This is a genomic window from Kribbella orskensis, assembly GCF_004342085.1.
Classification (GTDB): Bacteria; Actinomycetota; Actinomycetes; order Propionibacteriales; family Kribbellaceae; genus Kribbella; species Kribbella orskensis.
The window spans coordinates 1-25,119 of sequence record NZ_SLWM01000002.1; the positions used below are offsets into that span (position 1 = coordinate 1).

21 protein-coding genes and 1 pseudogene are annotated in these 25,119 nt (G+C 68.1%); 8 read left to right on the plus strand and 14 right to left on the minus strand.

Annotated features, from left to right (window positions below):
* Positions 1–842: 842 nt before the first annotated feature.
* The 3 genes from EV644_RS05130 to EV644_RS05140 form a co-directional block, all read right to left on the minus strand.
* Entirely contained in the window at positions 843–1,547 is a 705-nt protein-coding gene (locus EV644_RS05130; RefSeq protein WP_132188307.1) for a hypothetical protein, read from the minus strand.
* Positions 1,548–1,615: 68 nt separating this feature from the next.
* Positions 1,616–2,323, minus strand: coding sequence for a hypothetical protein (locus EV644_RS05135; protein WP_132188306.1), 708 nt, complete (start codon positions 2,321–2,323; stop codon positions 1,616–1,618).
* Complete coding sequence (locus tag EV644_RS05140) at positions 2,320–2,829, minus strand: RNA polymerase sigma factor (protein WP_241998068.1); 510 nt, start codon at positions 2,827–2,829, stop codon at positions 2,320–2,322. The genes EV644_RS05135 and EV644_RS05140 overlap by 4 nt, the downstream gene beginning before the upstream one ends.
* 137 nt (positions 2,830–2,966) lie before the next feature.
* On the opposite strand from EV644_RS05140, the gene EV644_RS05145 reads away from it, so the two are divergent.
* Both EV644_RS05145 and EV644_RS05150 read left to right on the plus strand, forming a co-directional pair.
* A complete protein-coding gene (locus EV644_RS05145) occupies positions 2,967–4,484 on the plus strand; it encodes a TldD/PmbA family protein (protein ID WP_132188304.1) in 1,518 nt (505 codons plus the stop codon).
* Positions 4,481–5,890 carry a metallopeptidase TldD-related protein gene (locus EV644_RS05150; RefSeq protein ID WP_132188303.1) on the plus strand — a complete coding sequence of 470 codons (1,410 nt, stop codon included), beginning with the start codon at positions 4,481–4,483 and terminating at the stop codon, positions 5,888–5,890. The genes EV644_RS05145 and EV644_RS05150 overlap by 4 nt, the downstream gene beginning before the upstream one ends.
* Positions 5,891–5,962: 72 nt before the next feature.
* Here the strand turns inward: EV644_RS05150 and EV644_RS05155 are convergent, their stop codons facing one another.
* Positions 5,963–6,385, minus strand: a complete 423-nt coding sequence (locus EV644_RS05155) for a DUF805 domain-containing protein (RefSeq protein ID WP_132188302.1) — start codon at positions 6,383–6,385, stop codon at positions 5,963–5,965.
* A gap of 126 nt (positions 6,386–6,511) precedes the next feature.
* Entirely contained in the window at positions 6,512–7,180 is a 669-nt protein-coding gene (locus EV644_RS05160) for a class I SAM-dependent methyltransferase (RefSeq protein WP_132188301.1), read from the minus strand.
* 536 nt (positions 7,181–7,716) lie between these two features.
* On the opposite strand from EV644_RS05160, the gene EV644_RS05165 reads away from it, so the two are divergent.
* The 3 genes from EV644_RS05165 to EV644_RS05175 all read left to right on the plus strand — a co-directional run bounded on the left by EV644_RS05165 (position 7,717) and on the right by EV644_RS05175 (position 11,768).
* Positions 7,717–9,558 carry an SCO7613 C-terminal domain-containing membrane protein gene (locus EV644_RS05165; RefSeq protein ID WP_132188300.1) on the plus strand — a complete coding sequence of 614 codons (1,842 nt, stop codon included), beginning with the start codon at positions 7,717–7,719 and terminating at the stop codon, positions 9,556–9,558.
* Positions 9,559–9,637: 79 nt separating this feature from the next.
* The gene (locus EV644_RS05170; RefSeq protein WP_132188299.1) at positions 9,638–11,206 is read left to right on the plus strand and encodes a PfkB family carbohydrate kinase; all 1,569 of its coding nucleotides are present in this window, start codon (positions 9,638–9,640) and stop codon (positions 11,204–11,206) included.
* Positions 11,207–11,462: 256 nt separating this feature from the next.
* Complete coding sequence (locus EV644_RS05175; RefSeq protein WP_132188298.1) at positions 11,463–11,768, plus strand: EthD domain-containing protein; 306 nt, start codon at positions 11,463–11,465, stop codon at positions 11,766–11,768.
* Between the two features lie 284 nt (positions 11,769–12,052).
* On the opposite strand, the gene EV644_RS05185 is transcribed toward EV644_RS05175, so the two are convergent.
* Positions 12,053–12,943, minus strand: coding sequence for a Mom family adenine methylcarbamoylation protein (locus EV644_RS05185; RefSeq protein WP_132188297.1), 891 nt, complete (start codon positions 12,941–12,943; stop codon positions 12,053–12,055).
* A gap of 530 nt (positions 12,944–13,473) precedes the next feature.
* Between EV644_RS05185 and EV644_RS44390 the strand changes: the two genes are divergently transcribed.
* Positions 13,474–13,629 carry a hypothetical protein gene (locus tag EV644_RS44390; protein ID WP_158292744.1) on the plus strand — a complete coding sequence of 52 codons (156 nt, stop codon included), beginning with the start codon at positions 13,474–13,476 and terminating at the stop codon, positions 13,627–13,629.
* A 57-nt stretch (positions 13,630–13,686) separates the two neighbouring features.
* Positions 13,687–15,108, plus strand: coding sequence for an amidase (locus EV644_RS05190; RefSeq protein WP_158292745.1), 1,422 nt, complete (start codon positions 13,687–13,689; stop codon positions 15,106–15,108).
* On the opposite strand, the gene EV644_RS46040 is transcribed toward EV644_RS05190, so the two are convergent.
* From EV644_RS46040 to EV644_RS05215, 6 genes and pseudogenes are all read right to left on the minus strand, one after another.
* On the minus strand, positions 15,029–15,469 hold the full coding sequence (locus EV644_RS46040) for a ferric iron reductase (RefSeq protein ID WP_241998066.1): 441 nt from the start codon (positions 15,467–15,469) through the stop codon (positions 15,029–15,031). The two genes, EV644_RS05190 and EV644_RS46040, sit on opposite strands and share 80 nt — an antisense overlap.
* Positions 15,451–15,840 carry an IucA/IucC family protein gene (locus EV644_RS46045; protein WP_255511295.1) on the minus strand — a complete coding sequence of 130 codons (390 nt, stop codon included), beginning with the start codon at positions 15,838–15,840 and terminating at the stop codon, positions 15,451–15,453. Before EV644_RS46045 ends, EV644_RS46040 begins: the two co-directional genes overlap by 19 nt.
* Before the next feature lie 320 nt (positions 15,841–16,160).
* Positions 16,161–17,456 (minus strand): lysine N(6)-hydroxylase/L-ornithine N(5)-oxygenase family protein, encoded by a 1,296-nt coding sequence (locus tag EV644_RS05200; protein ID WP_132188295.1) that lies wholly within the window; start codon positions 17,454–17,456, stop codon positions 16,161–16,163.
* Between the two features lie 3 nt (positions 17,457–17,459).
* Positions 17,460–17,911 (minus strand): annotated as a pseudogene (locus tag EV644_RS05205) (GNAT family N-acetyltransferase).
* Positions 17,908–18,237, minus strand: a complete 330-nt coding sequence (locus EV644_RS05210; RefSeq protein ID WP_199239705.1) for a hypothetical protein — start codon at positions 18,235–18,237, stop codon at positions 17,908–17,910. The pseudogene EV644_RS05205 and the gene EV644_RS05210 overlap by 4 nt, the downstream one beginning before the upstream one ends.
* Before the next feature lie 32 nt (positions 18,238–18,269).
* Entirely contained in the window at positions 18,270–19,832 is a 1,563-nt protein-coding gene (locus EV644_RS05215; RefSeq protein WP_132188294.1) for a pyridoxal phosphate-dependent decarboxylase family protein, read from the minus strand.
* Positions 19,833–19,997: 165 nt separating this feature from the next.
* Here EV644_RS05215 and EV644_RS05220 point away from each other — a divergent pair, with 165 nt between their 5' ends.
* A complete protein-coding gene (locus tag EV644_RS05220; RefSeq protein ID WP_132188293.1) occupies positions 19,998–20,786 on the plus strand; it encodes a hypothetical protein in 789 nt (262 codons plus the stop codon).
* Here the strand turns inward: EV644_RS05220 and EV644_RS05225 are convergent.
* Complete coding sequence (locus tag EV644_RS05225) at positions 20,783–22,075, minus strand: serine hydrolase domain-containing protein (protein WP_132188292.1); 1,293 nt, start codon at positions 22,073–22,075, stop codon at positions 20,783–20,785. The two genes, EV644_RS05220 and EV644_RS05225, sit on opposite strands and share 4 nt — an antisense overlap.
* A gap of 168 nt (positions 22,076–22,243) precedes the next feature.
* Complete coding sequence (gene gcvP, locus EV644_RS05230) at positions 22,244–25,096, minus strand: aminomethyl-transferring glycine dehydrogenase (RefSeq protein WP_132188291.1); 2,853 nt, start codon at positions 25,094–25,096, stop codon at positions 22,244–22,246.
* Between the last annotated feature and the right edge of the window lie 23 nt (positions 25,097–25,119).

Genomic DNA, 25,119 nt, shown 5'->3' on the forward strand with positions numbered 1-25,119 from the left:
AGCTGCTCGCTGTCGCTCATCGACCACACCGGCCGCTCACCCAACATCTCCATACCCCAGACCCTAGACACCGCCGCCGACAGTTGCCGGTCCGGAAGGCCCTTATTTGTAAGGGATTCCGATGTTCGTCCGAAATTGTGCCAACACTCCGGATACAGACGAGTTGTCCACAACCGGACGCCAGCTGTGGACCTGGCGGGGTGATGGGACGAATGAGTGCCGGAGCAGGACCTACGACCCGGATGTCAGGCACACGCGGAAGCGAGGTGGACAAGGCGGGAAGGAGGCGAGGCGTGGGCCGCTGGCGACGCGGACGGACGGCGCGGCCGGCAGTCCGAGGCAGCAGGGCAGCAGGGCGCAAGCCCACGAGTGCCGGAGGCGATCCGGATCGGAGGTGGAGATGAGTTGCGGGCGGGTGATCGGAGCGAGGGAGTCGCCCTGCCTCACCCCCTGGGCAGCCCGAAAGGCCTCGAGCACTGGGCAGCCCGAAAGGGCCTCGAGCACTGGGCAGCCCGAAAGGGCCTCGGGCGGATCCGTGCCGAGGACAGCGCGTATCCAAGCCTCGATGAAGCTACAGATGCAGGTGGAGCCGCATACGGATGATCGCGACCCGCCCCTGGGACACCCGCAGCGGCGGGTGACGAGTGGCGCCGGAGGAGCCGGCGCTGAGGGCGTGAGCCTCAGGGACGGCCGGTTGGTATGCGAACACCCCAGTGGCAGAGCACCTGCTGTTGTCAGTGGCGACGCAGGAGCGGCGTGGGAACAGGTGCCACCCCGGCGATAGATGGGTCGGGGCCGAGCACCTGCTGTTGTCAGTCGCGACGTAGGAGCGGCGTGGGGACTTACTCGGCGTCGATTAGGTCCCACTGGCGGCGTTTGGGGAGGAGGCGGGTAGCGAGGAGGGCGGCCGCGGCGCCGAGGAGGGCGCCGGGGATGATCCAGCGCCAGCCGGTGAGGGCTCCTTGTTCGGCTTTGACGGTGCCGGTGGGGGCGGTGGCGGGCTGGTCGACGGTGGCAGGTTGCTCGACCACCACCGGGCCGGACGGGTCGGTCTGGGGAGGGCCGGTGGGGCCGCCGCCCCAGCCGTTGTGATTGGGGTCCTTGTCAAAGAGTCCGAGGGATCCGAGGACCTGGGTCAGGCGGGCGCCGTTGATCGAGCGGTGCCAGACCGGCTGTGCGTCCAGACCCTGGCCCGACATCCCCTTGTCCTCGGTGGTCGCGATCCACGGGCCGCCCGGCGCGTCCGGGTAGATGATGTCGAGGCGCCAGACCGACATGTCATGGATCAGCCAGGTCGCCCGGATGAAGCCGCCGACCGATCGATCGTCACCGCCGGTCTCCGACTTGGCGGGCACTCCCACGTCCAGCAGCTGCTGCAACTCGTTGTACTTCGGGTCCTCGTAGCCGGTGGCAACGACCTTGCCGATGCCCGGCGCGCTCAGCAGCACGCTCGTCGGCCCGCCGGCCTCGGCCGGCGCGACTCCAGCAGCCGCCGTCACCAGTACGGCGACGCCAAGCAGGACGGTACGGCGTACCCACGAGCGCATGACAGCCTCCTTCATTCGACTGTCACTGGTACACCGCCGACGCGCCACGGGTTCCACAAGCAGAACGACTACCTGACAGCGGACACCGCGATCGCCGTCGCCCGCGTCTTGTCCCGCAACCCCTCCAGCCGGAAGGTCAGCCCCTCGTACACCCACACCAAGGTGGGCCCGGCCACCCGCACGCGGACCTCGTTCCCGGCTTCGTCGTCCAGCACCAGCTCGTGCGGCGTGCTGAACCAGTAGCCGTTCACCACCTGCACGAACTCCAGCTCCCGGTAGTACTTCTTGATGTACATCGGCGACAGCTGCGCCTTGAACTGTTCCAGCCGCACCACCCCGTCAGCGGTCTGCCAGCTCATCGCCACCATCCCCTTCGAAGCGTCGACCTTCGCCGGAGTCCCCAGAGCCTTGGGCACGATCGGCACGAAGCCGGCCCGGTCAGCCGCCTGCTGCAAGGTCAACTCCCCCGCAGCGACAGGAGGTTCCGGCGCACTCGTAGGCCCTGTACCGACAGGCTGAGCCTGCACTCCCCCGATGTTGAGCCACTCGGCCACAGCAGCACGCACCGGCGGCGCAATGAGCGCTCCAGCGAGCAGAACCGCCAGCAGAGCCAGCAGCGCCCGCCACCGGCTCCGAACCACCTCAGCGAACGTACGACGTACAGGAGGCTCGGCGATGCGCTCCAGCACAGCAGTCGCCAGCCCGTCAGCAACAGGAGGTACTGCGGCGGTGCGCCCGAGAGCGCGGAGTTCGTCTGCCAGCTGCTCGTCGGTCATCGCTGCACCTCCTTGTCGGGTAGTTGGGTCCGCAGGCGTCCCAATGCGCGGTGGAGCCGCGACTTCACCGTGCCGCGCGGCCAGCCGAGCACCGTTGCCGTCTCCTGCTCGTCCAGGTCCAGCAGGTAGCGGCACGTCACCACCAGCCGGTACTGCTCGGGCAGAGCCTTCAGCGCTTCCAACAGCTCGTCCCGGCGCTCGGTGGACAGCGCGTGGTCAGCCGGGTCCAGCACGAACTCCGGGAGTACGGCCAGCTCCTCCCGGCGCGATCGGCGACTCCGCGACCGCACCAGGTTGCGCGTCTCGTTCGCGACGATGCGCAGCAACCACGGACGGAAGGCGGAACCGCTGCGGAAGCTCCCGAGCGCGCGATACGCCTTGACGAAGGACTCCTGCACGACGTCGTCCGCCTCGGACCCGGCCCCGAGCAGTACCGCCGTACGTTTCGCCACGGGGGCATGGCGCAGCACCAGCTCGCCGTACGCGGTGGAGTCCCCACCGCGCACCCGAGCCAGGATCGCCGGTTCGTCGACCTCGCTGATTCCGCCTCCTGTCCGATCCGCTCATTGTCTCTACACCGCCGGTCACCGATCGGTTCCATCTCGTCGCTCGCCCGCTGGGCCGATGTCATAAGGTCGGCAACGTGCCCGAAGTCGATGCGTCATTCCTCGCCCTGCCCCGCCACGAACTGGCCTCCGCCGCGCTGCAACGGGCGAAGGATCTCGGCGCCAGGTTCGCCGAGTTCCGGCTGGAGCGGATCCGGTCGGAGTCCATCTCACTGCGCGACGGCGTACTCGAGAGCGCCGGCGACGACGAGGACCTCGGTCTCGCCGTCCGGGTGATCCACGACGGCACCTGGGGGTTCGCCGCCGGGGTCGCGCTGTCGACCGACGAGGCCGTCCGGATCGCCGAGCAGGCGGTCCACCTCGCGCAGGTCTCCCGGCCGATCAACTCGGAGCCGATCCAGCTCGCCGACGAGCCCGTGTACGACGACGTCAGCTGGGTCTCGGCGTACGAGATCGACCCGCTCAGCCTGCCGCGGGCCGAGAAGGTCGCCCTGCTCACCGACTACAGCAACCGCCTGCTCGAGGCAGAGGGCGTCTCACACGTCACGGCGCACGTCGCGTCGGTGAACGAGTGCAAGTTCTACGCGAACTCCGAAGGCACCTCCACCACGCAGCAGCGAGTGCGGATCGGCCCTGACATCCAGGCGATCGCGGTGGACGCCGAGACCGGCCGGTTCGACTCGATGGCCAGTTGCGTCCCGCCGGCCGGCCGCGGCTGGGAGTACATGACCGGTACCGGCTGGAACTGGGACGAGGAACTCGCCCAGATCCCCGGCTGGCTCGCGGAGAAGATGGCCGCGCCGAGCGTCGAGGCGGGCGCCTATGACCTGGTGATCGACCCGACCAACCTCTGGCTCACCATCCACGAGTCGATCGGCCACGCCACCGAGCTCGACCGCGCACTCGGCTACGAGGCCAACTACGCCGGCACCAGCTTCGCCACCCTCGACAAGCTCAACACCCTGAAGTACGGCTCGCCGGTCATGCACGTCACCGGCGACCGCATCGCCGAGCACGGCCTCTCGACCGTCGGGTACGACGACGAGGGTGTCGCCGGACAGCAGTGGGACCTGGTCAAGGACGGCATCCTGGTCGGCTACCAGGTGGACCGCCGGATGGCGAAGGTGAACGAGGGCGTCCTCGGCACCAGCCGCTCCAACGGCTGCGCGTACGCCGACTCGGCCGGGCACATCCCGATCCAGCGGATGGCGAACGTGTCCCTGCAGCCGGTGCCGGACGGTCCCTCCACCGAGGAATTGATCGCCAAGGTGAAGAACGGCATCTACATCGTCGGCGACAAGTCGTGGTCGATCGACATGCAGCGGTACAACTTCCAGTTCACCGGTCAACGGTTCTACAAGATCACCGACGGCAAGCTCGACGGGCAACTGCGCGACGTCGCGTACCAGGCCACCACGACCGACTTCTGGGGGTCGATGGAGGCCGTCGGCGGACCGCAGACCTACATCCTCGGCGGCGCGCTCAACTGCGGCAAGGCCCAGCCCGCCCAGTCCGGCGCCGTCACCCACGGTTGCCCGTCCGCGCTGTTCCGCGGCGTCCGCATTCTCAACACCACGCAGGAGGCCGGCCGGTGACGACCGTCATTCAGCTCACCCCGCAGGACACCATCGAGCGGGCTCTCGACCTGGCCGCCGCCGAGGGGGCCGACGGCTGCGTGGTCCTTGTCGCCGAGACCTCGAGCGCGAACCTGCGCTGGGCCAACAACACCCTCACCACGAACGGCGCGATGCGCGGCTCGAGCGTCACCGTGATCGCGACGGTGGGCGCGGGCGAGGGCACCGCCGCCGGAGTCGCAGGGCGCTCGTCGGCCACGGAGGCGGAGTTGCGCGACCTCGTCTCGGCAGCGGTAGCCGCCGCCCGTGCCGCCGGGCCGGCCGAGGACGCCCGCCCGCTGGTCGACGGCACCGTCGGCTCCGGCTGGGACGAGGAGCCCGACGAGACCTCGGTCAACGTCTACGAGAAATTCGCCCCCGCACTCGGTGAAGCGCTCTCCCGGGCCGGCAAGGAGAACCGCTGGCTCTACGGCTTCGCCGACCACGAAGTCATCACCCTGTACGTCGGATCGTCGACCGGCCTGCGGTTACGTCAGAGTCTGCCTCGGGGCTTCGTGACGGCCACCGGCAAGTCGAGTGACCTCAGCCAGTCGGCCTGGGTGGGAGCCGCCACCCGCGACTTCAGCGACATCGACCCGCTCGCGATCGATGCGGAGCTCACCCGGCGGCTCGGCTGGGCCACTCGCACCGTTGCGGTGGATGCCGGGCGGCACCCCACGGTGCTCACCCCTGCCGCGGTGGCGGACCTGGCGACGTACGTGTACTGGCGCCTCGAAGGACGCGACGCCTATGAAGGGCGCAGCGTCTTCTCGAAGCCTTCGGGCGGGACCCGGATCGGTGACGTGCTGTCGCCACACCCGGTCGGACTTCGGTCCGACCCGCACCTGGCAGGGCTGGAGAGCTTCCCGTTCGCGGTGGCTCGGTCGTCTGGTGGATCGTCGAGCGTCTTCGACAACGGGCTCACGCTGACCGCGACGGACTGGATCCGCGGCGGCAAGCTCGAGAACTTGATGCAGAGCCGGTTCACAGCCGATCTCACGGGTGCGCCTGCGGTGACTCCGCCGATCGGCAACTATGTGCTGTCAGTCGACGGCGCGACCGGGTCTGTGGACGACCTGGTGGCCGGGCTCGACCGCGGCCTGCTGGTGACCTGCCTGTGGTACATCCGCGTGGTGGATCCGCAGACGCTGCTGCTCACCGGTCTGACCCGCGACGGGGTCTACCTGGTGGAGAACGGCGAGGTGACGGGCGCAGTGAACAACTTCCGCTTCAACGAGAGCCCGGTCGACCTGCTCGCCCGCTTCACCGCGGCCGGGGCCACCGTGCCGTCCTTCTCGCGCGAGTGGGGCGACGAGTTCTCCCGTACTGCGACGCCGCCGCTGCTGGTGCCCGACTTCAACATGTCCAGCGTCAGCCAGGCCAGCTGACCCTGGCCGGACGTGCAACGTCCCGCGGACGGGCGTCTCTCACCAGGTCCGCGGGACGTTCCGACGTCGGGATCAGACGGTCGGGTAACCCGGCTCCGGCGGGTTGTACCCACCCGGGCCGCCGAAGCGCTCGGCCGCCTTCGGGTCCGGGCCGTACTGGTTGTCCCCGGCAACGCCCTCCTGGGCGGCGAAGACGATGTAGACGATCCACCCCACACAGGGGATCAGGTTGATCAGCAGCCACCAGCCGCTACGGTTCGTGTCGTGCATCCGCCGGACGCCGACAGCGATCGACGGGATCAGCACCGCCAGGCTGTAGATCGAGCCCAGCACACCTTGGTTGGCTGAACCGTAGGTCGTCCCGATGAGGTTGTCGATGATGCCCAGGATGATGCCGATGATCGCGTTGATCAGCGCGAACATCCAGAACTCTTTGCGCCGAGCGCGACCGCTGAACTCGGCGTACTTCTTGATGACGTCCATGTACCACTGCATTGGTGTTTCTCCGATGGTCGAAGGTGAGACGCGGACCGAGCCTGTCGGAACCGGACAGAGGAGTCAATGCAACTTTTCGCTTTGGTGACCACACCGCAACACGGCACGCCGTAGCCAGAGCGGACTTCAGCTCACCGGGTGCGGTTTCGCCTGGGTCACTCGCCACAAGGCGTGCGGGTCCTCGGTATAGCCGTCGGCGCCGCGCAGTTCCCAGCGGTCGGCGAGTTCGTGCACCAGGTCGAGATCGAAGAACCGGCCGACGAAGCCGTCCTTTGCATACAACCCGTCGCCGATAGCGCTGCATTTCCCGTAACCCCGGTCCTCGGTGGACCAGACTGTGTACACGAACAGCCCACCCGGCCGCAGTACCCGGCGGATCTCGTTCACCAGCGAACGCAGCTCCGCCCGGGAGAAGGCCATGTTCAGCAGGACATTCGCGTACACCGCGCCGACAGTAGCGTCCGCGGGGGGCAACGGATCCCGGACGTCGTGCAGCGCCGCCGTCACCCGGTCGTCCAGGCCGTCACGCTGCGCGTCCAGGCGGAGCTGGTGCAGCGCCGCCTCGCTGAAATCCGTGGCGTGCACGCTGAATCCCTGCCTGGCAAGGTAGAGCGCGTCCCGCCCCTGGCCGGCGCCGAGTTCCAGCACGTCATCGATGCCCGCGGCACCGAACAGCTCGGCAGTCCAGCGGGCCGCTGCCGAGGGTTCCGCCCCGTGCAGGCTCGGATTCTGCTCGTAGGCCGTCTGCCATCGCTCTTGCTGAGCCCTTCCGAGCTCGACGTATCCAGTCTTCATCCTGCTCCCCGTGTTCGCCTCGCCGGTCTGGACGACCGGCAGACCCGCAGCAGCCTACGCGACGATTTGAGTAGACGTACTCAGGCGGCAGCTCGTTCCTCCTTCGATAGTGAAAGGGATCCTGAGGAGGACGAAGGATGAACGCCGACTCACCCACCTTCCGCTGCCCCGCCTGCCAAACGCTGCTCCATCTCGCCGTCAACCTCGACGCCACACCATCCCCTTCACCTCCCCTGCAGGCTTCACCTGCCCCACCTCCGGTCACGCCGCAACCGGTCGTACCCCCGGGCCCGGTAGCGACACCGCGTCCGGTGGCGCCCATTCCTTACCCTCCGCCACCAAGCCAGGCTCCGCCCTTGGCATCGCCGGGATCCACCGCTCCGCCGCTCCACCCGGTGACACCGGCTGCCTATCCCGCGCCGCCCCCTCGCGGAGTACAGCGAGGCCCGCACGCCCCGATGCAGGCCATGCCTCCGCTACCCCAAGCCCATCGCCTACCGCCTGTACCCCCGAAGGCGCCCAGACCACGGCACCGGTTGAGCCCGCAAGCAACGCTTCTGAGCCTCGGCGTACTCCTCCTGCTGGCCGCCGGCGTCACCTTCCTCGCCGTGACCTGGGACAGCCTCCCTGTCGCGGTCCAGGCGTCGATCATCGCCACCCTCGCCGCGATCGCCTTGGCCGGCGCCGTTCCTGCCAGCCGCCGCCGGCTCACCGGCACGGCCGAAGCCCTCGCCATCCTCGGGTGCGGCCTCCTCACCGTCGACCTGTACGGCGTCCGCGAGCTCGGCCTGATCCCGCCCAGCGCGATCGACGGCCTCACGTACGCCGGTCTCGCCGCCGCGGTGGTTGCCGCGATCAACCTCCTGATGTCACGGTTCGCGCCCAACGTGATCACGTTCGGTGTCGCGACCGTGATCATCGGTCAACTCCCGCTGCCGCTGATCCTGGCCGACCGCGTCGACCTCGCTCCGTACCTGCTCGGCCTGCTCGCGCAGGTCGTGATCACGGTGCTCTGGTCGGCCAAGGGAACCCGCGTCATCCGGATCACCGGCTCGATCTGCGCCGGTCTCGTCTACTCGGCGCTGCTCGCCGTCGGCTCGGCCCGGGTTCTCCTCAGCCTGATCGCGATCCACTCCCCCTACGACCGTCCCTTCTTCGACGACATCGTCGGCGGATCCGCGACAGCGCTGTCTCCGGTTCTCGCCACGACTGGAGCGGTCTGCCTCGCCGCCCTGACCGGAGTCGGGCTGCTCCGCAAGATCACGCTCCCCCGTTCGCTCCCGCCCGCCTTCGGCGAGTGCCTCTGCGTCGCGGCCGCCGCGTTCACCGTCGCCACCTGCTTGCCTCAGCTGCCCGCCGCCGGCCGTTGGCTGACCACCGGCGCCGCGACACTGCTGGCAGTCGCCGCACTCCTGCGACCCCGACGTACCGGCGTTCTCACCCCTGTCCTGGAGATCGCCACGCTGGTTGTTGCCTCAGTCAACCTTCTGACCTGCCTGGCCCTCGAAGACCTTCGGCAACTGGGTCTGATCTCCGCCATCGTCGCTGCCTTGTCGCTACTTGCTGTCTGGCGCAAGCGGCTGCCCGCCCCGACCGCAGCCATCACCGCAAGCCTCGCGACCCAACTGGCAATCCTGCTGGTCCTGGCCGACGGACTGTTCAGCACCTGGACGAGCGCGATCACCCTCTCAGTGGTCGGCGGATTCAGCATCGCCCTCGCCTGCCTGCACGTCGGCCGACCGCTGGAGCCGGCCCTCCTCGGCCCGGCCGCCTCAGCCGTCACCCTCGCAGAGCTCCTCATGCTGCTGGAGTCTCCGACCACCGGCACTGGCATCGTCCTCACCATCGCAGCGGCCCCCTTGGTCGCCTACGGCATGCGCCCAGCCCGTCGCAACGCTCAACTGATCGCCGCCCTGCTCCTGATCGTCGCGAACACCGCCTTCGTCCTCGGCGCCGCCTCGACCACCATCGAGTGGTACACCGTCCCCCCGGCCCTCATCCTCCTGGCCATCGGCCTCCTAGGCTGGCGCGACCAACCCAGCTGGATCTACCTGGGCCCCGGCCTCGTCCTCGGCCTGGTCCCCTCCGCCCTAGTTGCCAACAGCAATGAGGACTACCTCCGCAGCACCTTCGTAGTGGCCACCGCAGTCACGATCATCCTGATCGGCGTCCGCTACACCCTCCAAGCCCCCTTCATCATCGGCGCCGCGGTCCTCCTCAAAATCGCCCTCTGGCAACTCCTGGAGGTGGCCCCCCTGATCCCCCGCTGGATCACCCTCGCCACCGCCGGCCTGATCCTCCTCACCGTAGGCGCCACCTACGAACGCCGCCTCCAAAACGCCAAACAAGCAGCCCGCTGGGTCACCGCCCTCCACTGACCCACGCAATACCTCGCTCTCCGTCCTCGCCACTTCCGCCCCTTTCACGGGGTAACGCGGACCCGCATAATGACTACAGGTGACGACGTCGGGACGGAGACGAGTGGCGGATCACGGCGATGAGTGGGATGCACCCAATGCGCTGGTACTGACGCATGTGCTGGAGAAGATGCGGGCGCGCGATGGATTGACTCTGACCCGCTTGCAGGACGATCGGGGTCAGGCCGCCGCGCCGTTGCTCCAACTGCACGCCACCCAGCGTTTCGCCAATGTCTACAAGGTCGATCTCCCCTCCGCCGCTCACGGTGTCGTCTCCCAATGTGTGCTCGAGACGATCGACGGCACCCATCGGATCGTGGCCGACGCGATCCTGGCCCTCGGCCTCTTCTCCGACCTGCACAGAGAGCACGGCATCGAAGACCGTGTCATCCAATCCCTCCGGGCCGACTCGCTCGGACTCCGGCGGCAGACACTCCTCGGCAACTGGCGCCGCCTCCACGAGGCGATGGGCCTGACTCCAGGCGAGCCACCGAGCGACCGAACCCTGCGCGGTACGACAGAGCACGAGGTACTGCGGGAGTTGGCGCGGCAACTGATCCGGCGCGAAGTGACCTCCGTGGGCTCGAGGAGTGTCGTCCTACCGGCACCGGGCGAGGGGAATCCGAACGGCGCCGTGAGTCCGACGGGGCGCGTCATCGTCGTCGGTGGTGCCGTCATGGACGCCACCTTCCGGACCAAGAAGCTGCCGCAGAGCGAGACGTCGAGCGAGGCCTACGGATTCGATCTGTCACCTGGCGGCAAGGGAGTGTCGCAAGCCGTTGCCGCGGCCAGGCTCGGCTTGGACGTGTCGCTGGTCGCGGCTGTGGCCGACGATCGGTTCGGGCAGGAGATCATCCACTACCTGCGCGACGAAGGCGTCAACACCTCACTGCTCAAAGTGGTCCGCCAGGCCCGGACGCCCTTCACCGGAATCATCGAGATGGAACTCGGCGACAGCATCGCGGTGAACTGGCGGAACCAGATGGAGGTCCGGCTCGACGCCCGCGACATGGACGGGCTCTCCCAGGAGTTCACCGACTGCGACGCGGTCCTGGTCACCTTCGAGATCCCTCGCGAGACCGTGCAACGCACGCTGGAGCTCGTGCACCGCGGCGAGGAGGACAGACCACTCGTCATCGTCACCCCGGGACAGCCCTATCCGGACGACGACATCCCTCGCCATTCGCTGTCCCAGATCGACTACATGGTCGCGCACGCCTGGGAACTCGGCCGCTACTCGCCTCCCGGTCAGGATCGGTTCGATCCCGACCCGGTCGCCCGCCACTTGCTCGCCTACGGAGTGGAGACGCTCTGCATCCCGGGGAACGGCGGCTGCACCATCTATTCGAGCACCGACCTGCAGACCTTCAGCGTGCCGAGCTTCCCGTCGATCTACAAAGAGTCGTCGGCCGCCCGCGATGCCTTCTGCGCGGCCCTTGCCGCGCAACTGATCGACAACGAGCGCACGTTCTCCGAGGAGCAGGCGCTCTGGGCTACTGCGGCCATGGCCTGCGCCACGGCCGACTTCCCACTGTCGAACTCGATGCCTGACCGCCGCCGCGTAGAAGCCCTACTCAGCCGCTCCCGCTTCACCGTCAAGCCGCACTAGCACTGCACAGCGTTTCGTTGGTTTGTTCGTCTTCGCTGGTGATGGGTGCATTTCGGCTCGCGCGGTCCGCCGGCGAGGCCAGGGACCGGGCGGTGACCTGGCCGAGGGAGACAGTGAGCCGCCGGTCGGGCAACGAAGCAGATAGAACGATCGGTCTTGACATCAAAACGCCGAGATTGTTAGCGTCGTCCGCGATAGAACGTTCGTTCCACGAGCCACCTGGTGGTCCGTACGCCGACTTAGCAAGGAGAGCGTCATGCCCACCAAGATCACGTTGATCATCGACAACCCCGCGAACCCGGACGAGTTCGAGCGCGCCTACGCGGACGTGCAGCTGGCCGCAGCGAAGTTACCGAAGCTGCTGCGGCTCGAATCCGCCAAGGTGTGGCCGAAGGAGGACGGCACCGCTACCCCCGCGTACCGCACGCTCGACCTCTACTTCGACAGCTACGAGGACGCCTCCGCCGCAGTCGCGACGCCCGCTGCCGCTGATCTCTTCGGCACGCTCGTGGGGACCGAGGTTCCGTTCAAGGGGTTGTTCTCGGACATCGAGCAGGCGTAGAGATCGTGAGCTCTGCTGCCGGCGCGGTGGCTTGAGAGACGAGAAGACCTCCGGCGACTCGTGAGCTGCTGACGCTCATATCCGACCGGAGGTCTTCGTCGGCACCTTCAGATCCGTCCACGACCTCAACACCAAGATCCGCGCCTTCATCACCGGCTGGAACGACCGCTGCCGCACCTTCGTCTGGACCAAAACCACCGACCAGATCCTCACGAAAGCCAACCGTCAAACAACTTCAGACTCGGTCCACCAGTGACTTCTGCCACCGGCCGGTCGTTCGTGGATCAGCGGTGCAGCCGGCGCTGCAGGCCCTCCGGAACGTTCTCGGTCTCGCCCCTGGTCCGGCAACAGAAGATCATCGAATCCAGCAAGGTCGCCTGACTCTGCTCGAATCTGTTGTCGAAGGTGGCGCGCAATTCGGCCACATTCGTGGTCTGGAAGGCCGCACGCAACTGCCGCGGGCTCATATAGCCGCGGTCGAAATACAGGTACGGCCTCGGCTTGATGGTCATCCAGCGATGCCAGTTCGCCGCGAGATAGCTCGACCCGGTGAATCCGAGATTAGGATCGACTGCGGTCGACAACAATTCCACCTGGGGCGCCGCCTGCCGGATCGCAGTGCGAACCCTGGATAACAGATAGGAGATCGCATTCGGCGGGGCGACCGCGAAAGAATATACCCGGGAGATATCCCAGACGGCACTCATCGGTACGTCGAACTGCCGGGTGATCTGGCTGCCGACGCGTTTCCACTCGAGCGGTGAGACGCTGCACAAGCTGACCGGTTGGCCGTATCTGGGGTCGACCAGGGCGTAGTTCAGCGAGCCCGGCCGGGCACTGCGCAGGTAGTGCAGATGGCCGAAGATCTGCTCCGCCAGGCGCCCGTCGTACCTGACGAACAGGAGCTCCTGCAGCTTGAAATTGGCATGCGGGAGGAGGTCTGCGACCTTCGCCTGGTCCGCGCGTAACTCGGTGGAGCACCTGGCCAGCTCGGTCTCGATCTGCCGCCAGCGGATTTGGCCGTCCCGCCTGGCCACGCGGGGCAGATGGAGCAGCGTCCGGACGATCAGCGCCCGCGGCTCGACATTGTTGCGCTCGGCAGCTTTCCGGGCCAGCTCGGCGAACTCGGAGTCATGGCCACGGCACTCGTCGAGCGACACCGTTGCCGAACGCACCGGCGCGACCGTCAAGGGGGCAGCCGGAGAGCCGGCCGGCCGGGCAACAGAAGCCTTCTGCTGCGGTGGAGTGCTGACCACGAGAGCCGCCTGTTCATCCAGTGCTTGATCGACTGACTCGCCCCGGCGCGGCTTGTGGCCGAGCAGCTATCAGTCTCTTGTGGCCACCGATAACTGGCGTGGCTCGAAGACTAGCGGACAATCCGCCGCTAAACCCGCATTCCCGTCAACTTCGGGTAACGATTCGTCCGCCGGTTGCCAACGAAGCCGGGCCTACTGCCAGTTGGCAGCGACCGGACCCAATTGGCAGCCTGCCCTCGCATATTGCCAGGACGCTGCCGAATTCAGGCAACCGGCCGGCGGAACTTGGCATCCACAGCCTCACCAATACTGCGGATTGACAGCCTTTTGACCGGACTTCTAATAGTACTGACAAACAAAACTGGAACGGGGCACCGGCACAATCTAGCGCAGTGCTGGTGGAAAGCAAATCATCGATGGGACGTGAACGACGGAAAAGAGGGATTGGCATGCCTCAGAATGAAATCATCGTGTCGCTCGTCGTACTGGCCACCGCCGTGATCCTCATCTCGTTCTGGAGGCAGATCCTCTTCATCCTTCTGTTCGGGGTGATCGTCGTGTTCTGCTTCGGCCTCTACAACGTCGCGGCTGCGGTTCAGCACTGAGCACGCGACGACCCGCCCAGGCATTCCCTGGGCGGGTTATTTTCGTACGCTCTTCGGGTGACCGAAGACGCCGCGGACCTCAGCCTGGTCGAGATTCTCGACCAACTGAACGACCGCAAACTCTCGGCCCGTGAACTCGTCAACGATTGCCTGCGCCGGATCGAGGATGCAGAACCCATCATTCGCGCATTCGTCACCCAGACCCCGCACCTCGCCCTGGCAGCCGCCCGCCGCGCCGACGACGCCCGCGCGAAGGGCCTACCGGTCGGCCCGCTGGCAGGAATACCGGTGGCGGTGAAGGATCTCTTCCTCACCCGGGGAGTGCTCACCACCGCGGGCAGCAGGGTGCTCGCCAGTTATGTGCCGACAGAGGACGCCGCGGTTTGGCAGCGCCTCACAGCGGCCGGGGCAGGACTGCTGGGGAAGACGACGACTCATGAGTTCGCCTATGGAACGGGGTCATCGCCGACCAGGAATCCCTGGGACATCCGGCGCACGCCAGGCGGATCCTCGGGCGGATCGGCGGCTGCGCTGGCCATGCGGATGGCACCCGTGGCGACTGGCACGGACACGGGTGGTTCGTTGCGGATTCCCGCCGCGGCCTGCGGCGTGTCCACCCTGCGCAGCGCGATCGGCCGGCTGTCGCGGTACGGCGTGATTCCGTTGTGCCCGTCGTTCGACGTCACCGGGCCGATGGCTCGGCGGATGCTGGACGTGTCACTGCTGATGCGCGTGCTCGCCGGGTACGACGTACGCGACCCTGGCAGCCACCATGCCGCCGTACCGGACTATCCGTCCGCTCCCCCGGCGGATCTCACCGGGGTACGGATCGGGCTGCCGATCGAGATGTCGTGGAAGGAGGTGGACGAGCGCTTCGCGGACGTGTGCCGCGAGGCCCTGCACGAACTCGTCACCCGCGGCGCGAAGCTCGTCGAGATCGGTACGCCGGCTCTGGCGGAGGAGGTGCTGCGGGAGCACGACGGCGTCTTCGACACGATCACCCAGGTCGAGGCGCTGCAGATCCACGACAAGTTGCTCCCGCACAGCCGCCTCTACACCCCGCAGGTGCGCGACCGGGTGCAGATGGGCGAGACCGTCAGCCCCGAGCGGTACGCCGAAGCCCTGCAACTCCAGGCACAGTGGGAGAGCAAGTGGCGGCAGATCATGTCGGACCACCGGCTGGACGCGATCGCCCATCCGACGATCGACGCACCACCTCCGCTGATCGACGCGGGCCGTGAACCCGATGGCCCGCACATCCGGCTGTCAGTTCCCTGGTCCGTCGCCGGGTTCGCGGCACTCAGCGTCCCCGCAGGCCTGGACGACCGCGGCCTGCCGGTCGGCCTGTCCCTCGCCGCCCTCCCCGAACGCGAGGCCCAACTGCTCGGCCTCGGCATCGTCATCGACGAAGAGCTCCAGAGCTGGAGCAAGCAGCCGCCCTGGTTACCACGGGCGGCTTGGGCGGATGGCGGCGACTGAGGACAGCGGGTTCGGGAGGCGGCCGGTGACTGGGATCGGTGGGCGGGTGTCGAGGTCGGCGTAGCCGAGGGTCAGGCGGTAGCCATTCAACGGATAGCGGGCGAAGGGTTTCGTCGAGGAGGCCGGTGGCGGTGAGGCGGTCGGCGTACTGCGGATGTTCGCCGGCGTAGAGCCCGATCTCGCCTCGGGTCATGCCCCAGAAGCGGTCAGCGGACAGGAGCCCAGCATCGGATAGCAGGTCGGCGAGAGGGTTCAAGACGCCGAGGAGCAGGGCGTCGACCAGGTATTGGCGGAGGATGTGCCAGGGTTTTCGGGGGAGGACTCGGGTGTGGGAGTCCGGCTCTATGCCGCGGGCTTCCACAGGTGTGGTGGAGACCCTGAGCGGGCGCCGCGATAGACGGAGGTGTTCAGGATCTTCAGTGGCAGCTTCACCTGGTACCGCAGCGGCTGCGACACGTTCACCATCGTCCGGATCGACTGCGTCGGCAGGTAGTCGTCCGGTCCCTCCCCAAGCACCACGATCTCCCCAGTGGCCAGCTCGCGAGCCCACTGCGTCCCTACTACGTGGTCGAGCTGCCACGGGTGACACGGCAGCCAGACATACGAGTCGGGGTCGACCAGCCGGCTCCGGAACTCCTCGAGAGCAGCAGCACCCAGTTCGCGACCGACGACCGCGTGCTCCGACAGGTCCGGTGTACCGCGGAACTCGGCGAGCCCCCGCCGTACCGCCAGACAAGGCGAAGCGGCGTCCGTGCCTCCGGGGCGTAGCGCAGGCTGTCAGCCGCCGAGACCCCAGGCGCCCCTTGTTGGCCACGAGCAACGGATGACCAGTCAGGTGGCCTTCCAGCTCGCTGTGGTGAAGCATGAGCAGCTCCGCAGTCGGCAGCGCAGTCGAGGCCATCCGCACATCAGCAGCCAGCGTGCTCGACAGTTCGGCGACATAGCCCGCCACCGTCTGACCAGAGAGCCCCGTACGCCAGCTGCGTCCACCAAGAACTGGACCGGGTCCGTGGCGAGCTTGGCGAGCAGCTCCGACGAGCAACGTGTCCAGCTCATCCGGGGAGGGAGAAGCTGGTGAAGGCGGTCGACTTGGGCAGCCGGAAGATCTCCCGCCCGGCGACGGCGTTGAGGATCGTCGCGTTGCGGATCGCCCCGATCCCGAGGTCGGGGGCGGCTACGCCGTGACTGTGCAGGTCCGCGTTCGCCACGAAGAGCCGGCCGCCCAGTGCATCGTCGGAGACGCCGACACTATGGTCCCTGTTGATCACCCAGCGCCCGGCGGCGTCTCGGCGTACAAGCGGGTCTACCGACTTCAGGAAGGGCAACGGGCGGTTGCTGTAGCCAGTGGCGGCTACTACGGCGTCGCAGACGTGCTCGAAAGTGCGACCGCTGTCCGTATGGCGCAGGGTCAGCTCGATGCCGTCTGCACGGGCTACAGCCGCCTCCACGGCGACACCGCACAGCAGGTCGACCGGAGCCATCGGTGAGGCGTTGAGGTCGCGCTGGTAGAGCACGTCGTGGATCTCCTCCAGCGTGTCCGATGAGATGCCCTTGTAATGCCGCCACTGCTCCTTGACCAGCCGGTCGCGTGCCGGCTCCTCCAGTGCGTGGAAGTAGTCGACGTACGACGGGGTCGTCATCTCCAGCACCAACTTGGAGTAGTCGAGCGGCGCGAACGACGGAGTACGGGTCAACCAGCTCACGGCGGGTCCACCGGCAGCGTTAGCCCGCAACAAGTCCAGTGCGCACTCGGCGCCGGACTGGCCCGATCCGACCACAGTGACTCGTCCGGCCCGGAGCAGATCCTCCCGCCGGAACAGGTAGTCAGCGGAGTGCAGGAACCGCTCCGGAGGCAGCCCAGCCAGCGCGGCCGGTACTGCGGGCTCCGTGCCGACCCCGAGCACCAAGTGGCGGGCCTTCAACGGCACAACACCGTCGCCACGCTCCACGGACAGAACGAAGAACTCCCCGTCCCACACCACGTCAGCGACGTGATGCCCGAAGTGCAGGGAATCCAGCTGCGCCGCGCTCCACCGCAGATAGGCCTCGTACTCGCGCCGGGTCGGGTGGAACTTCTCCCGCACGTAGAACTGGTACAGCCGGTCGTTGTCCCGCAGGTACGACAGGAAGGACAGCGGATGCGCCGGCTCCACCAGGCTGACCAGGTCCGCCAGGAAGGAAACCTGCAGCATCGCGTCGTCGAACATCAGCCCGCGGTGCCAGGTGAACTCCGGCCGGCTGTCCAGCACCGCCAGGTTCACGTCGTCCAGGCCGTCTGCCAGCGCGGCCAGTCCCAGGTTGAACGGGCCACAGCCGATCGCGATCACGTCGTAAGGGGCGGTAGTCATCTCTCAGGCCTCCACAGTCCGGGTCCGGACCATCAGTAGTGCGGTTTTCTCGGGCAGCTGTAGCTCCCCATGGGGTTCGAAGCCGGCCGCGGCGAACGCGCGGACCGACGGGGTGTTGGCGGCGTCCGGTTCGGCGACCACCCGGTGGAGCGGGGATCGGCCCGCAACAGCGCGTCGGCGAGCGACCGGAGCAACCTGCGCCCGATCCCCCGGCCGACCCGGGTGGCGTCACCGATGGCGATGTGGACGCCCCAGTCGTGCTCCTCGCAGGCGTAGTACTCCGCGAGCCGGTCGTGCCGCACCCGGTAGAGCTCGACGTACGCGAGGTCCTCACCGTCGAGCGCGGTCATGCAGGGGATCGAGTGCTCCCCCGCGGCCTGCTCCTCGAGCACCTCGACCCAACGCTCGACCGCCCAGTCCTGCTGCCACCACCGCCAGATGTGCGGCTGCCTCATCCACCCAGCGATGACGGCCGCATCCGCTGCAGTAGCTGGGCGCAGATCGAAGCCGTTGTCCAGGTGCAACGACCGGGGGTGGTGGGGTGGGCAAGGAATTCGACACTGCCGAGACAGCGCACCACACAGGGCTCCTCCGGCGCCGGCGCCACTCCGTCCACCAGTACGTCGTTGAACAAGTGCAGACCGGTTCGCGAGGCGTGCTGAACGACGGCGGTCGCCGTCGAGCCGCCGGCTGTCAGGGACAACTGGCCGGCGGAGACCGGCACAGAGGTCTCCCGGGTGTAGCACCGCAGGATCGCGTTCAGATGTGCCTCGACAGCCACTGAGGTAGGTCCAGCCATTGAGCCTGGTGAAGTCACGCTGCTCCTTCTCCGCTTGCCGTCCGGTCCGACAGGACGTCGTGACCGGTGGCCACGACCTGGTCGAGCAGTTCCTCGATGTCCGTCGCGGTGGCATTCGGGTTCAGCAGCGTCAACTTCAACGCGACCGCCGCCGGGCGGCCGCCGCGGGCCGGCACCTTCGTCCGGCCGATCAGCACCCGTCCCGACGTCAGCAACCGGCGCCGGACCTCACCCTGGACAGCGTCGAGCCAGTCGGCAGTCAGCTCGGCCGCCGCCAGCTCCCGCCCCGCGACCCGGAACAGCACCGTGGTCAGGGTCACCGGCGCCAGCAACTCGAGGTTGCTGTCGGCAACGACCCGGGCCGCGGCGGCGTGTGCGAGCTCGTGACAGGTGTCGAGCATCCTGCCCAGCCCGGCCCGGCCGTATGCGGTCAGCGTGGTGGCGACTTTCACCGCGTCCGGCCGGCGGGTGGTCTGCAGGCTGCGGCCGAGCAGCCCGTCCAGCCCGGAGTCGATGTCGTCGGCGGGGTTCAGGTAGTCCACCGAGCGCCCGAAGGAGGCGAACCGGTTCCGGTCGGCGACCAGCAGCATGCTGGTGGCCGCCGGCTGCCAGCCGATCTTGTGCAGGTCCAGCGTCACCGAGTCCGCGCACGGCAACTCGGCGACCAACGGAGCCAGCCGGTCGGAGAACAGGGCGCCGAACCCGTACGCCGCGTCCACGTGCACCCAGGCGCCGTACTGGCGTGCGAGGTCGGCGATGCCCGCAATCGGGTCGATCGAGCCGTAGTCCGTCGTACCGGCGGTGGCCACCACAGCGATCGGAGTACGGCCGGGCTTGGCGAGCTCGTCGGCGAGCAGGTCCAGGCGCATCCGGTAGTCGTCGTCGGAGGCGATCGTGACGGCCGCCTCCTCCCCCAGTCCGAGCGCGGCACACGCTCGCTGCACGGAGAAGTGAGCCAACTCGGAGCAGAACACCACCGGCTTCTGGAGCCCGTGCAGCCCGTGACGCCGTACGTCGATCCCGACCGCGGCGGCGGCGCTGTCCCGCGCGATCAGCACGGCCAGCAGGTTGGAGATCGAGCCGCCGGGCGTCAGTACTCCGTCGGCGGCCGGGCCGAAACCGGCCAGACTCGCCAAAGAACGCACGACCCACTGCTCTATCGCCAGGGTCGCGGGGCCGGAGTCGTAGGTGTCCATCGAGGCGTTGCTCGCCGAGGCCAGCGCGTCGGCGTCGACCGCGACCTGGAGGACCGGCGGCTGCAGGTGGGCGGCGGCGTGCGGGTGGCTCAGGTCGATGCCGTTCTCGTCCAGCAGACTTGCGATCAGGTCGAGCGCCGCGGACTCGCCGACGCCGGTGTACGGCACCCGCGCCTCGCCCAGTATCTCCGTAGTCCGCTGCAGCACCGCGGTCGGCAGCCCGGCCGGCAGCGGGCCACGGTCGCGATCCGCCACCGTCGACGCCAATGGCCAGCGCGGACAGGTGTCCTCCTCGACGAGCCGCTGATCGCGGCCGAAGGGACTGAGGGGGGCATCGGCAGGCAGCGGGCTAAGCGCAACAAGACGCGCTGGCAGCGGCATCCAGTTCTCCTGGGAACGTTGTTGAGTAAGGCAAGCCTTACTAAGGCAGACCTAACTTACTTCCCCGGCTTCGCCCAGTGTCAACCGCCCCACCGCCTGTCACCACTGTGGTCATCGGCACACCACGTTCAGGCCAGGTTCAGTACACCGGGCGCAGGGTGAGCGGTGACAACCCCGACGGAAGGATCGCTGATCATGTTCGGCTGGATGGCGAAGGGTGCGGTGGTCACGGCGATGGCTGTCGTGGCGAGCTTGTTGCCGGCGGCGGACACGTCCGCACAGGTCGAGTGGGGATGCCGGTTGCCGGTGTTCGGTCCGGGCAGCCAGTACCACCCCCGGATCAGGCCGAAGGACTTCAGCCCGGACGTGACGAATGCCTGGTTCCCGCTGAAGGTCGGGCGGACGCTGGTCTCCACCGGTGTCAAGGACGGCCGGAAGGCGTTGAACCTGGTCGTCACGACATCGCGGACCAGGATGGTCGACGGTGTCCGGACCCGCGTCGTCGAGGACCGCCTGTACCTGAACAACGTGCTGCAGGAACGCACCAGCGACTACTACGCCCAGGACCGCTGCGGCAACGTCTGGTACTTCGGCGAGGACACCGCCGAGCTCGACGGCCGAGGCCGGGTCGTCAGCAGGGAGGGCTCGTTCCATGCCGGCGTGAACGGCGCACAGCCGGGGGTGTTCATGCAGGCCCATCCACAACTCGGCCGGAAGTTCCGCCAGGAGTGGTCCCCGGGGCACGCCGAGGACGTGTTCTGGGTCATCGGCCGCAACGCATCCGTCACGGTTCCGTTCGGCAGCTTCCGGCACGCGCTGCGGACCCTCGAGACCACCGCCCTCGAGCCGGACGTGCTGGACACGAAGTACTACGTCAAGGGCATCGGCCAGGTGGCTGAGCTGTCCATGAACGGACCACAGGAATCCCTACGACTGGTGGAGATCATCTCCTAGGCGCCGTACGGCGTCCTGGTGAGGACGAAGGTGGCGAGGTTGAGGTGGCTGATGGTGTCGCCGTCGCGGACGACGCGGAGCTTCTCGCCGGCGAAGTACCCGTCGCGGCCGCGGTACAGGTCGGGGCCGAGCGGCGAGAAGCGGGAGGTCAGCGCGCCGGAGAGTTGGAGGATGCCGGCGGTCACGCTCATCGTCACCGGGGTGTTCCCCCAGTACCAATGCCCCAGCAACTCCTCGCCCTGCGACAGCTCCGGCTCCGGGACCCATTCCGCCGGCAGCACGGGCTCGTACGACGCGACGATGCGCAGCAGATCCAGCGGTACCGAGGCACAACGCCCGAAGGTGCCGTTCCCGAGGGTGACAGCGCCGATCCGGCGGACCCGGTCCACGAACAGCCCGGCCATGAACCCGGGCATCGAACCGGTATGGCCGATGAACAGGTTCGGGTCGTCCGCGTGCAGCCGAAGACCCAGCCCGTACGACGCGGCGAGGCCCTCGCGGGGATCCGAGGCGGTAGGCGACGCCATCTCCTCGATGGTGTCGCGGCTGAGCACCTCGTACCCCGGGTCGATCCAGAACTCCGCATACCGGGCGAGATCCTCGATCGTGCTCCAGAGCTGACCCGCCGGGGCCATCGCACCCGCGTCGTGAGCGGGTTCCTCCGAGAGCCGCCCGCTGAAGGGGTGCACCGAGAACCCCTGAGCGGCCGGCGCCAGCGGGAAGTACGAAGTACGGCGCATCTCCAGCGGCTTCAGGATCCGCTCGGTGACCAGTTCCATCCACGACGCACCGCGCAGCCGGGAGGCGATCTCGCCCAGCAGCGCGTAGCCGAGGTTCGAGTAGTGGTAGCGGCGATCGGGCCGGCCCGCCGCCTGGGACTCGTCCATCGTCGCGGCCAACGTGTCGAACGAGACGCCCGGGTTGCGCTCCCACCAGTCGCCCTCGGGTTCGGCGTTCATGCCGCCCGAGTGCGAGAGCAGGTGCCGCAGGGTGAGATCCCCGAACGCGATCCCGGGCAGGTGCTTGCCCACGGCATCGTTCAGCGCGAGCAGCCCGTCGTCGCGGCACTGCATGACCAGCACCGCGGTCAGCGTCTTCGTGATCGACCCGATCCGGTACTGCACGTCCGGCCCCGGCTCGAGTCCACTCGCATCTGCGAACCGCCCGCGCGACCCGGTCCAGACCAGCTCGCCGTCCCGGACCACTCCGGCACTGATCGACGGCAACTTCCACTCACTCTGGGCCGCTGCCACCTCGGCGTACAGGGTGGCAGCGGTGTCAGGACGCATCTGCGATCCCCGCACAGTCGCGAGCGGTGCTCGGCGCGGTAGCTCGGCGTGCTGGAGTGAAGGCCTCGATGTTTTTCCATCGTGGCCTTTGCTCCAGTGCGGCGAGGTGCCGTGCCGAGTGCCGCGCAGCACGTGCGGGGGTCGCAGATGTGTCCTGAGGACGCAGGGTCACTCAAAGGCCTCCGGGGAAGGGCAGGAGCAGATCAGGTTGCGGTCGCCGTACGCGCCGTCGATGCGGCGGACCGGCGGCCAGTACTTCGTGGTCCGGTCGACGGACTGCGGGAACGCCGCCTCCTCGCGGGTGTAGGCGTGCTCCCACTTGTCGTTGATCACCGAGGACGCCGTGTGCGGCGCGTTCACCAGCGGGTTGTCGCCGGCCGGCCACTCCCCCGCCGCGACCCGGTCGATCTCGTGCTTGATCGCGATCATCGCGTCGCAGAAACGGTCCAGTTCCCCTAGATCTTCTGATTCCGTCGGCTCGACCATCAGCGTGCCCGGCACCGGGAACGACATCGTCGGCGCGTGGAAGCCGTAGTCGATCAGCCGCTTCGCGACGTCGTCGACGGTGACACCGGTCTCCTTCGTCATCGGCCGCAGGTCGAGGATGCACTCGTGCGCGACCAGCCCGTTCTCGCCCGTGTAGAGCACCGGGAACGTGTTCTCGAGCCGCTTCGCCACGTAGTTGGCGGTCAGTACGGCGGCCTTGGTGGCCGAGGTCAGCCCCTCGGCTCCCATCATCCGGATGTACGCCCAGGAGATGGCCAGGACGCCGGCCGAGCCGAACGGTGCGGCGGAGATCGGACCGACACCCGAGTCCGGACCGGCCTGGTCCAGCAGCGGGTGGTTCGGCAGGTACGGCGCGAGGTGCTCCGCGACCGCGACCGGACCGACGCCCGGGCCACCGCCACCGTGCGGGATGCAGAACGTCTTGTGCAGGTTCAGGTGGCTCACGTCGCCGCCGAACTCGCCCGGCTTCGCGAGGCCGAGCAGCGCGTTCAGGTTCGCGCCGTCGACGTACACCTGGCCGCCGTTGTCGTGGACGATCCGGCAGACCTCGGTCACGCTCTCCTCGTACACGCCGTGTGTGGACGGGTAGGTGATCATGATCGCCGCGAGCTTCTCGGCGTGCTCCGCGGCCTTCGCCCGCAGATCCTCCAGGTCGATCGTGCCGTCGTCGTTGCCCTTGACGACGACCACCTTCATGCCGGCCATCACCGCCGAGGCGGCATTGGTGCCGTGCGCGCTCGCGGGGATCAGGCAGACATTGCGGTCCTCGTTGCCCTGGGCCCGGTGGTAGCCGCGGATCGCGAGCAGGCCGGCGAGCTCGCCCTGCGAACCAGCGTTCGGCTGGATCGACACCTTCGCGTAGCCGGTCACCTCGGCCAGCCAGCGTTCCAGCTGACCGATCAGCTTCACGTACCCGGCGGCGTCCTCGATCGGCGCGAACGGGTGCAGGTCGGAGAACTCGGGCCAGGTGACCGCTGCCATCTCGGTGGTCGCGTTCAGCTTCATCGTGCAGGAGCCGAGCGGGATCATGCCGCGGTCCAGCGCGTAGTCGTAGTCGGACAGCTTGCGCAGGTACCGCAGCATCGCCGTCTCGGACCGGTGCGTGTTGAACACCGGGTGGGTCAGGTACTCCGTGGTCCGGGCCACCTCGGCGGCCAGACCGGCGCCGCTCAGCGATGCGTCGTACCGGACGCCGAAGGCGCGGCAGACCCGGCCGAGGGCGGTGGGGTCGGTCTTCTCGTCGCAGGAGATGCCGACGTGGTCCGCGTCCACCTGACGCAGCCAGATGCCGGTCTGCCGAGCCGCGTCGACGACGTCCGCCGCGCGGCCGGGAACCCGGGCCAGCACCGTGTCGAAGAACTGGTCGTGGACGACCTCGACCCCACCTGCGCGCAGCGACGCGGCGAGGCTGTCGGCGTGCTTGTGCACACGCTGCGCGATCGCCTCCAGCCCGTCCGGGCCGTGGTAGACCGCGTACATCGAGGCGACCACGGCGAGCAGGACCTGCGCGGTACAGATGTTCGAGGTCGCCTTCTCGCGACGGATGTGCTGCTCGCGCGTCTGCAGTGCCAACCGGTACGCCGGGTGGCCGTCTGCGTCGACCGAGACGCCGACCAGGCGGCCCGGCAGCGAGCGCTCGAGGCCCGCGCGGACCGACATGAAGCCGGCGTGCGGACCGCCGTAGAACAGCGGCACGCCGAAGCGCTGGGACGAGCCGATCACGATGTCCGCCCCGGCCTCCCCCGGTGCCTCCAGCAGCGTCAGCGCGAGGAGGTCGGACGCGACGGCGACCAGCGTCTCGCGCTCGTGCGCGGCGGCGACCAGCGGCTTCAGATCCCGTACGACGCCGCCGGAGCCCGGGTACTGCACCAGGAAGCCGAAGAAGTCGCCCTCGGGCAGGCCGTCGGTGGTGTCGGCGACCACGACCTCGATGCCGAGCGCCTCCGCCCGGGTCTGAACGACCGCGATCGTCTGCGCGAAGCAGTCGGCGTCGACCAGGAAGCGGTTGCTCTTGCTCTTGCGGTTGGACCGGTGCGCCAGCGTCATCGCCTCGGCGGCGGCGGTGCCCTCGTCCAGCAGCGACGCGTTCGCGGTCGGCAGGCCGGTCAGGTCGGACACCACGGTCTGGAAGTTCAGCAGCGCCTCGAGCCGGCCCTGCGAGATCTCCGGCTGGTACGGCGTGTAGGCCGTGTACCAGGCGGGGTTCTCCACCAGCCGGCGGACGATCACCGACGGGGTGAAGGTGCCGTAGTACCCCTGGCCGATCATCGAGGTGGCCACGTTGTTGCGCGCGGCGAGCTGCCTCAGCTCGGTCAGCGCGTCCACCTCGGAGGCGGGTTCCGGCAGCCGGAGCGCCTCGGTGGAGCGGATCGACGCGGGCACCGCGGCATCCACCAGCGCGTCGACATCGGCGTACCCGAGGGTCTGGACCATCCGCGCGATCTCGTCCTGGCGCGGACCGATGTGCCGGTCGGAGAACGCGGCCGAGATCTTCGGGGATTCATGCACAGTCATCTGAGAGGCTCCGTTGCTGACTA

What these genes read in the sequence shown, in the direction of transcription:
- gcvP (WP_132188291.1), bottom strand. Translation starts at nt 25,096, where the DNA reads ATGACTGTGCATGAATCCCCGAAGATCTCGGCCGCGTTCTCCGACCGG.
- EV644_RS05135 (WP_132188306.1), bottom strand. Translation starts at nt 2,323, where the DNA reads ATGACCGACGAGCAGCTGGCAGACGAACTCCGCGCTCTCGGGCGCACC.
- EV644_RS05215 (WP_132188294.1), bottom strand. Translation starts at nt 19,832, where the DNA reads ATGCCGCTGCCAGCGCGTCTTGTTGCGCTTAGCCCGCTGCCTGCCGAT.
- EV644_RS05175 (WP_132188298.1), top strand. Translation starts at nt 11,463, where the DNA reads ATGCCCACCAAGATCACGTTGATCATCGACAACCCCGCGAACCCGGAC.
- EV644_RS05225 (WP_132188292.1), bottom strand. Translation starts at nt 22,075, where the DNA reads ATGCGTCCTGACACCGCTGCCACCCTGTACGCCGAGGTGGCAGCGGCC.
- EV644_RS05200 (WP_132188295.1), bottom strand. Translation starts at nt 17,456, where the DNA reads ATGACTACCGCCCCTTACGACGTGATCGCGATCGGCTGTGGCCCGTTC.
- EV644_RS05160 (WP_132188301.1), bottom strand. Translation starts at nt 7,180, where the DNA reads ATGAAGACTGGATACGTCGAGCTCGGAAGGGCTCAGCAAGAGCGATGG.
- EV644_RS44390 (WP_158292744.1), top strand. Translation starts at nt 13,474, where the DNA reads ATGCCTCAGAATGAAATCATCGTGTCGCTCGTCGTACTGGCCACCGCC.
- EV644_RS05130 (WP_132188307.1), bottom strand. Translation starts at nt 1,547, where the DNA reads ATGCGCTCGTGGGTACGCCGTACCGTCCTGCTTGGCGTCGCCGTACTG.
- EV644_RS05155 (WP_132188302.1), bottom strand. Translation starts at nt 6,385, where the DNA reads ATGCAGTGGTACATGGACGTCATCAAGAAGTACGCCGAGTTCAGCGGT.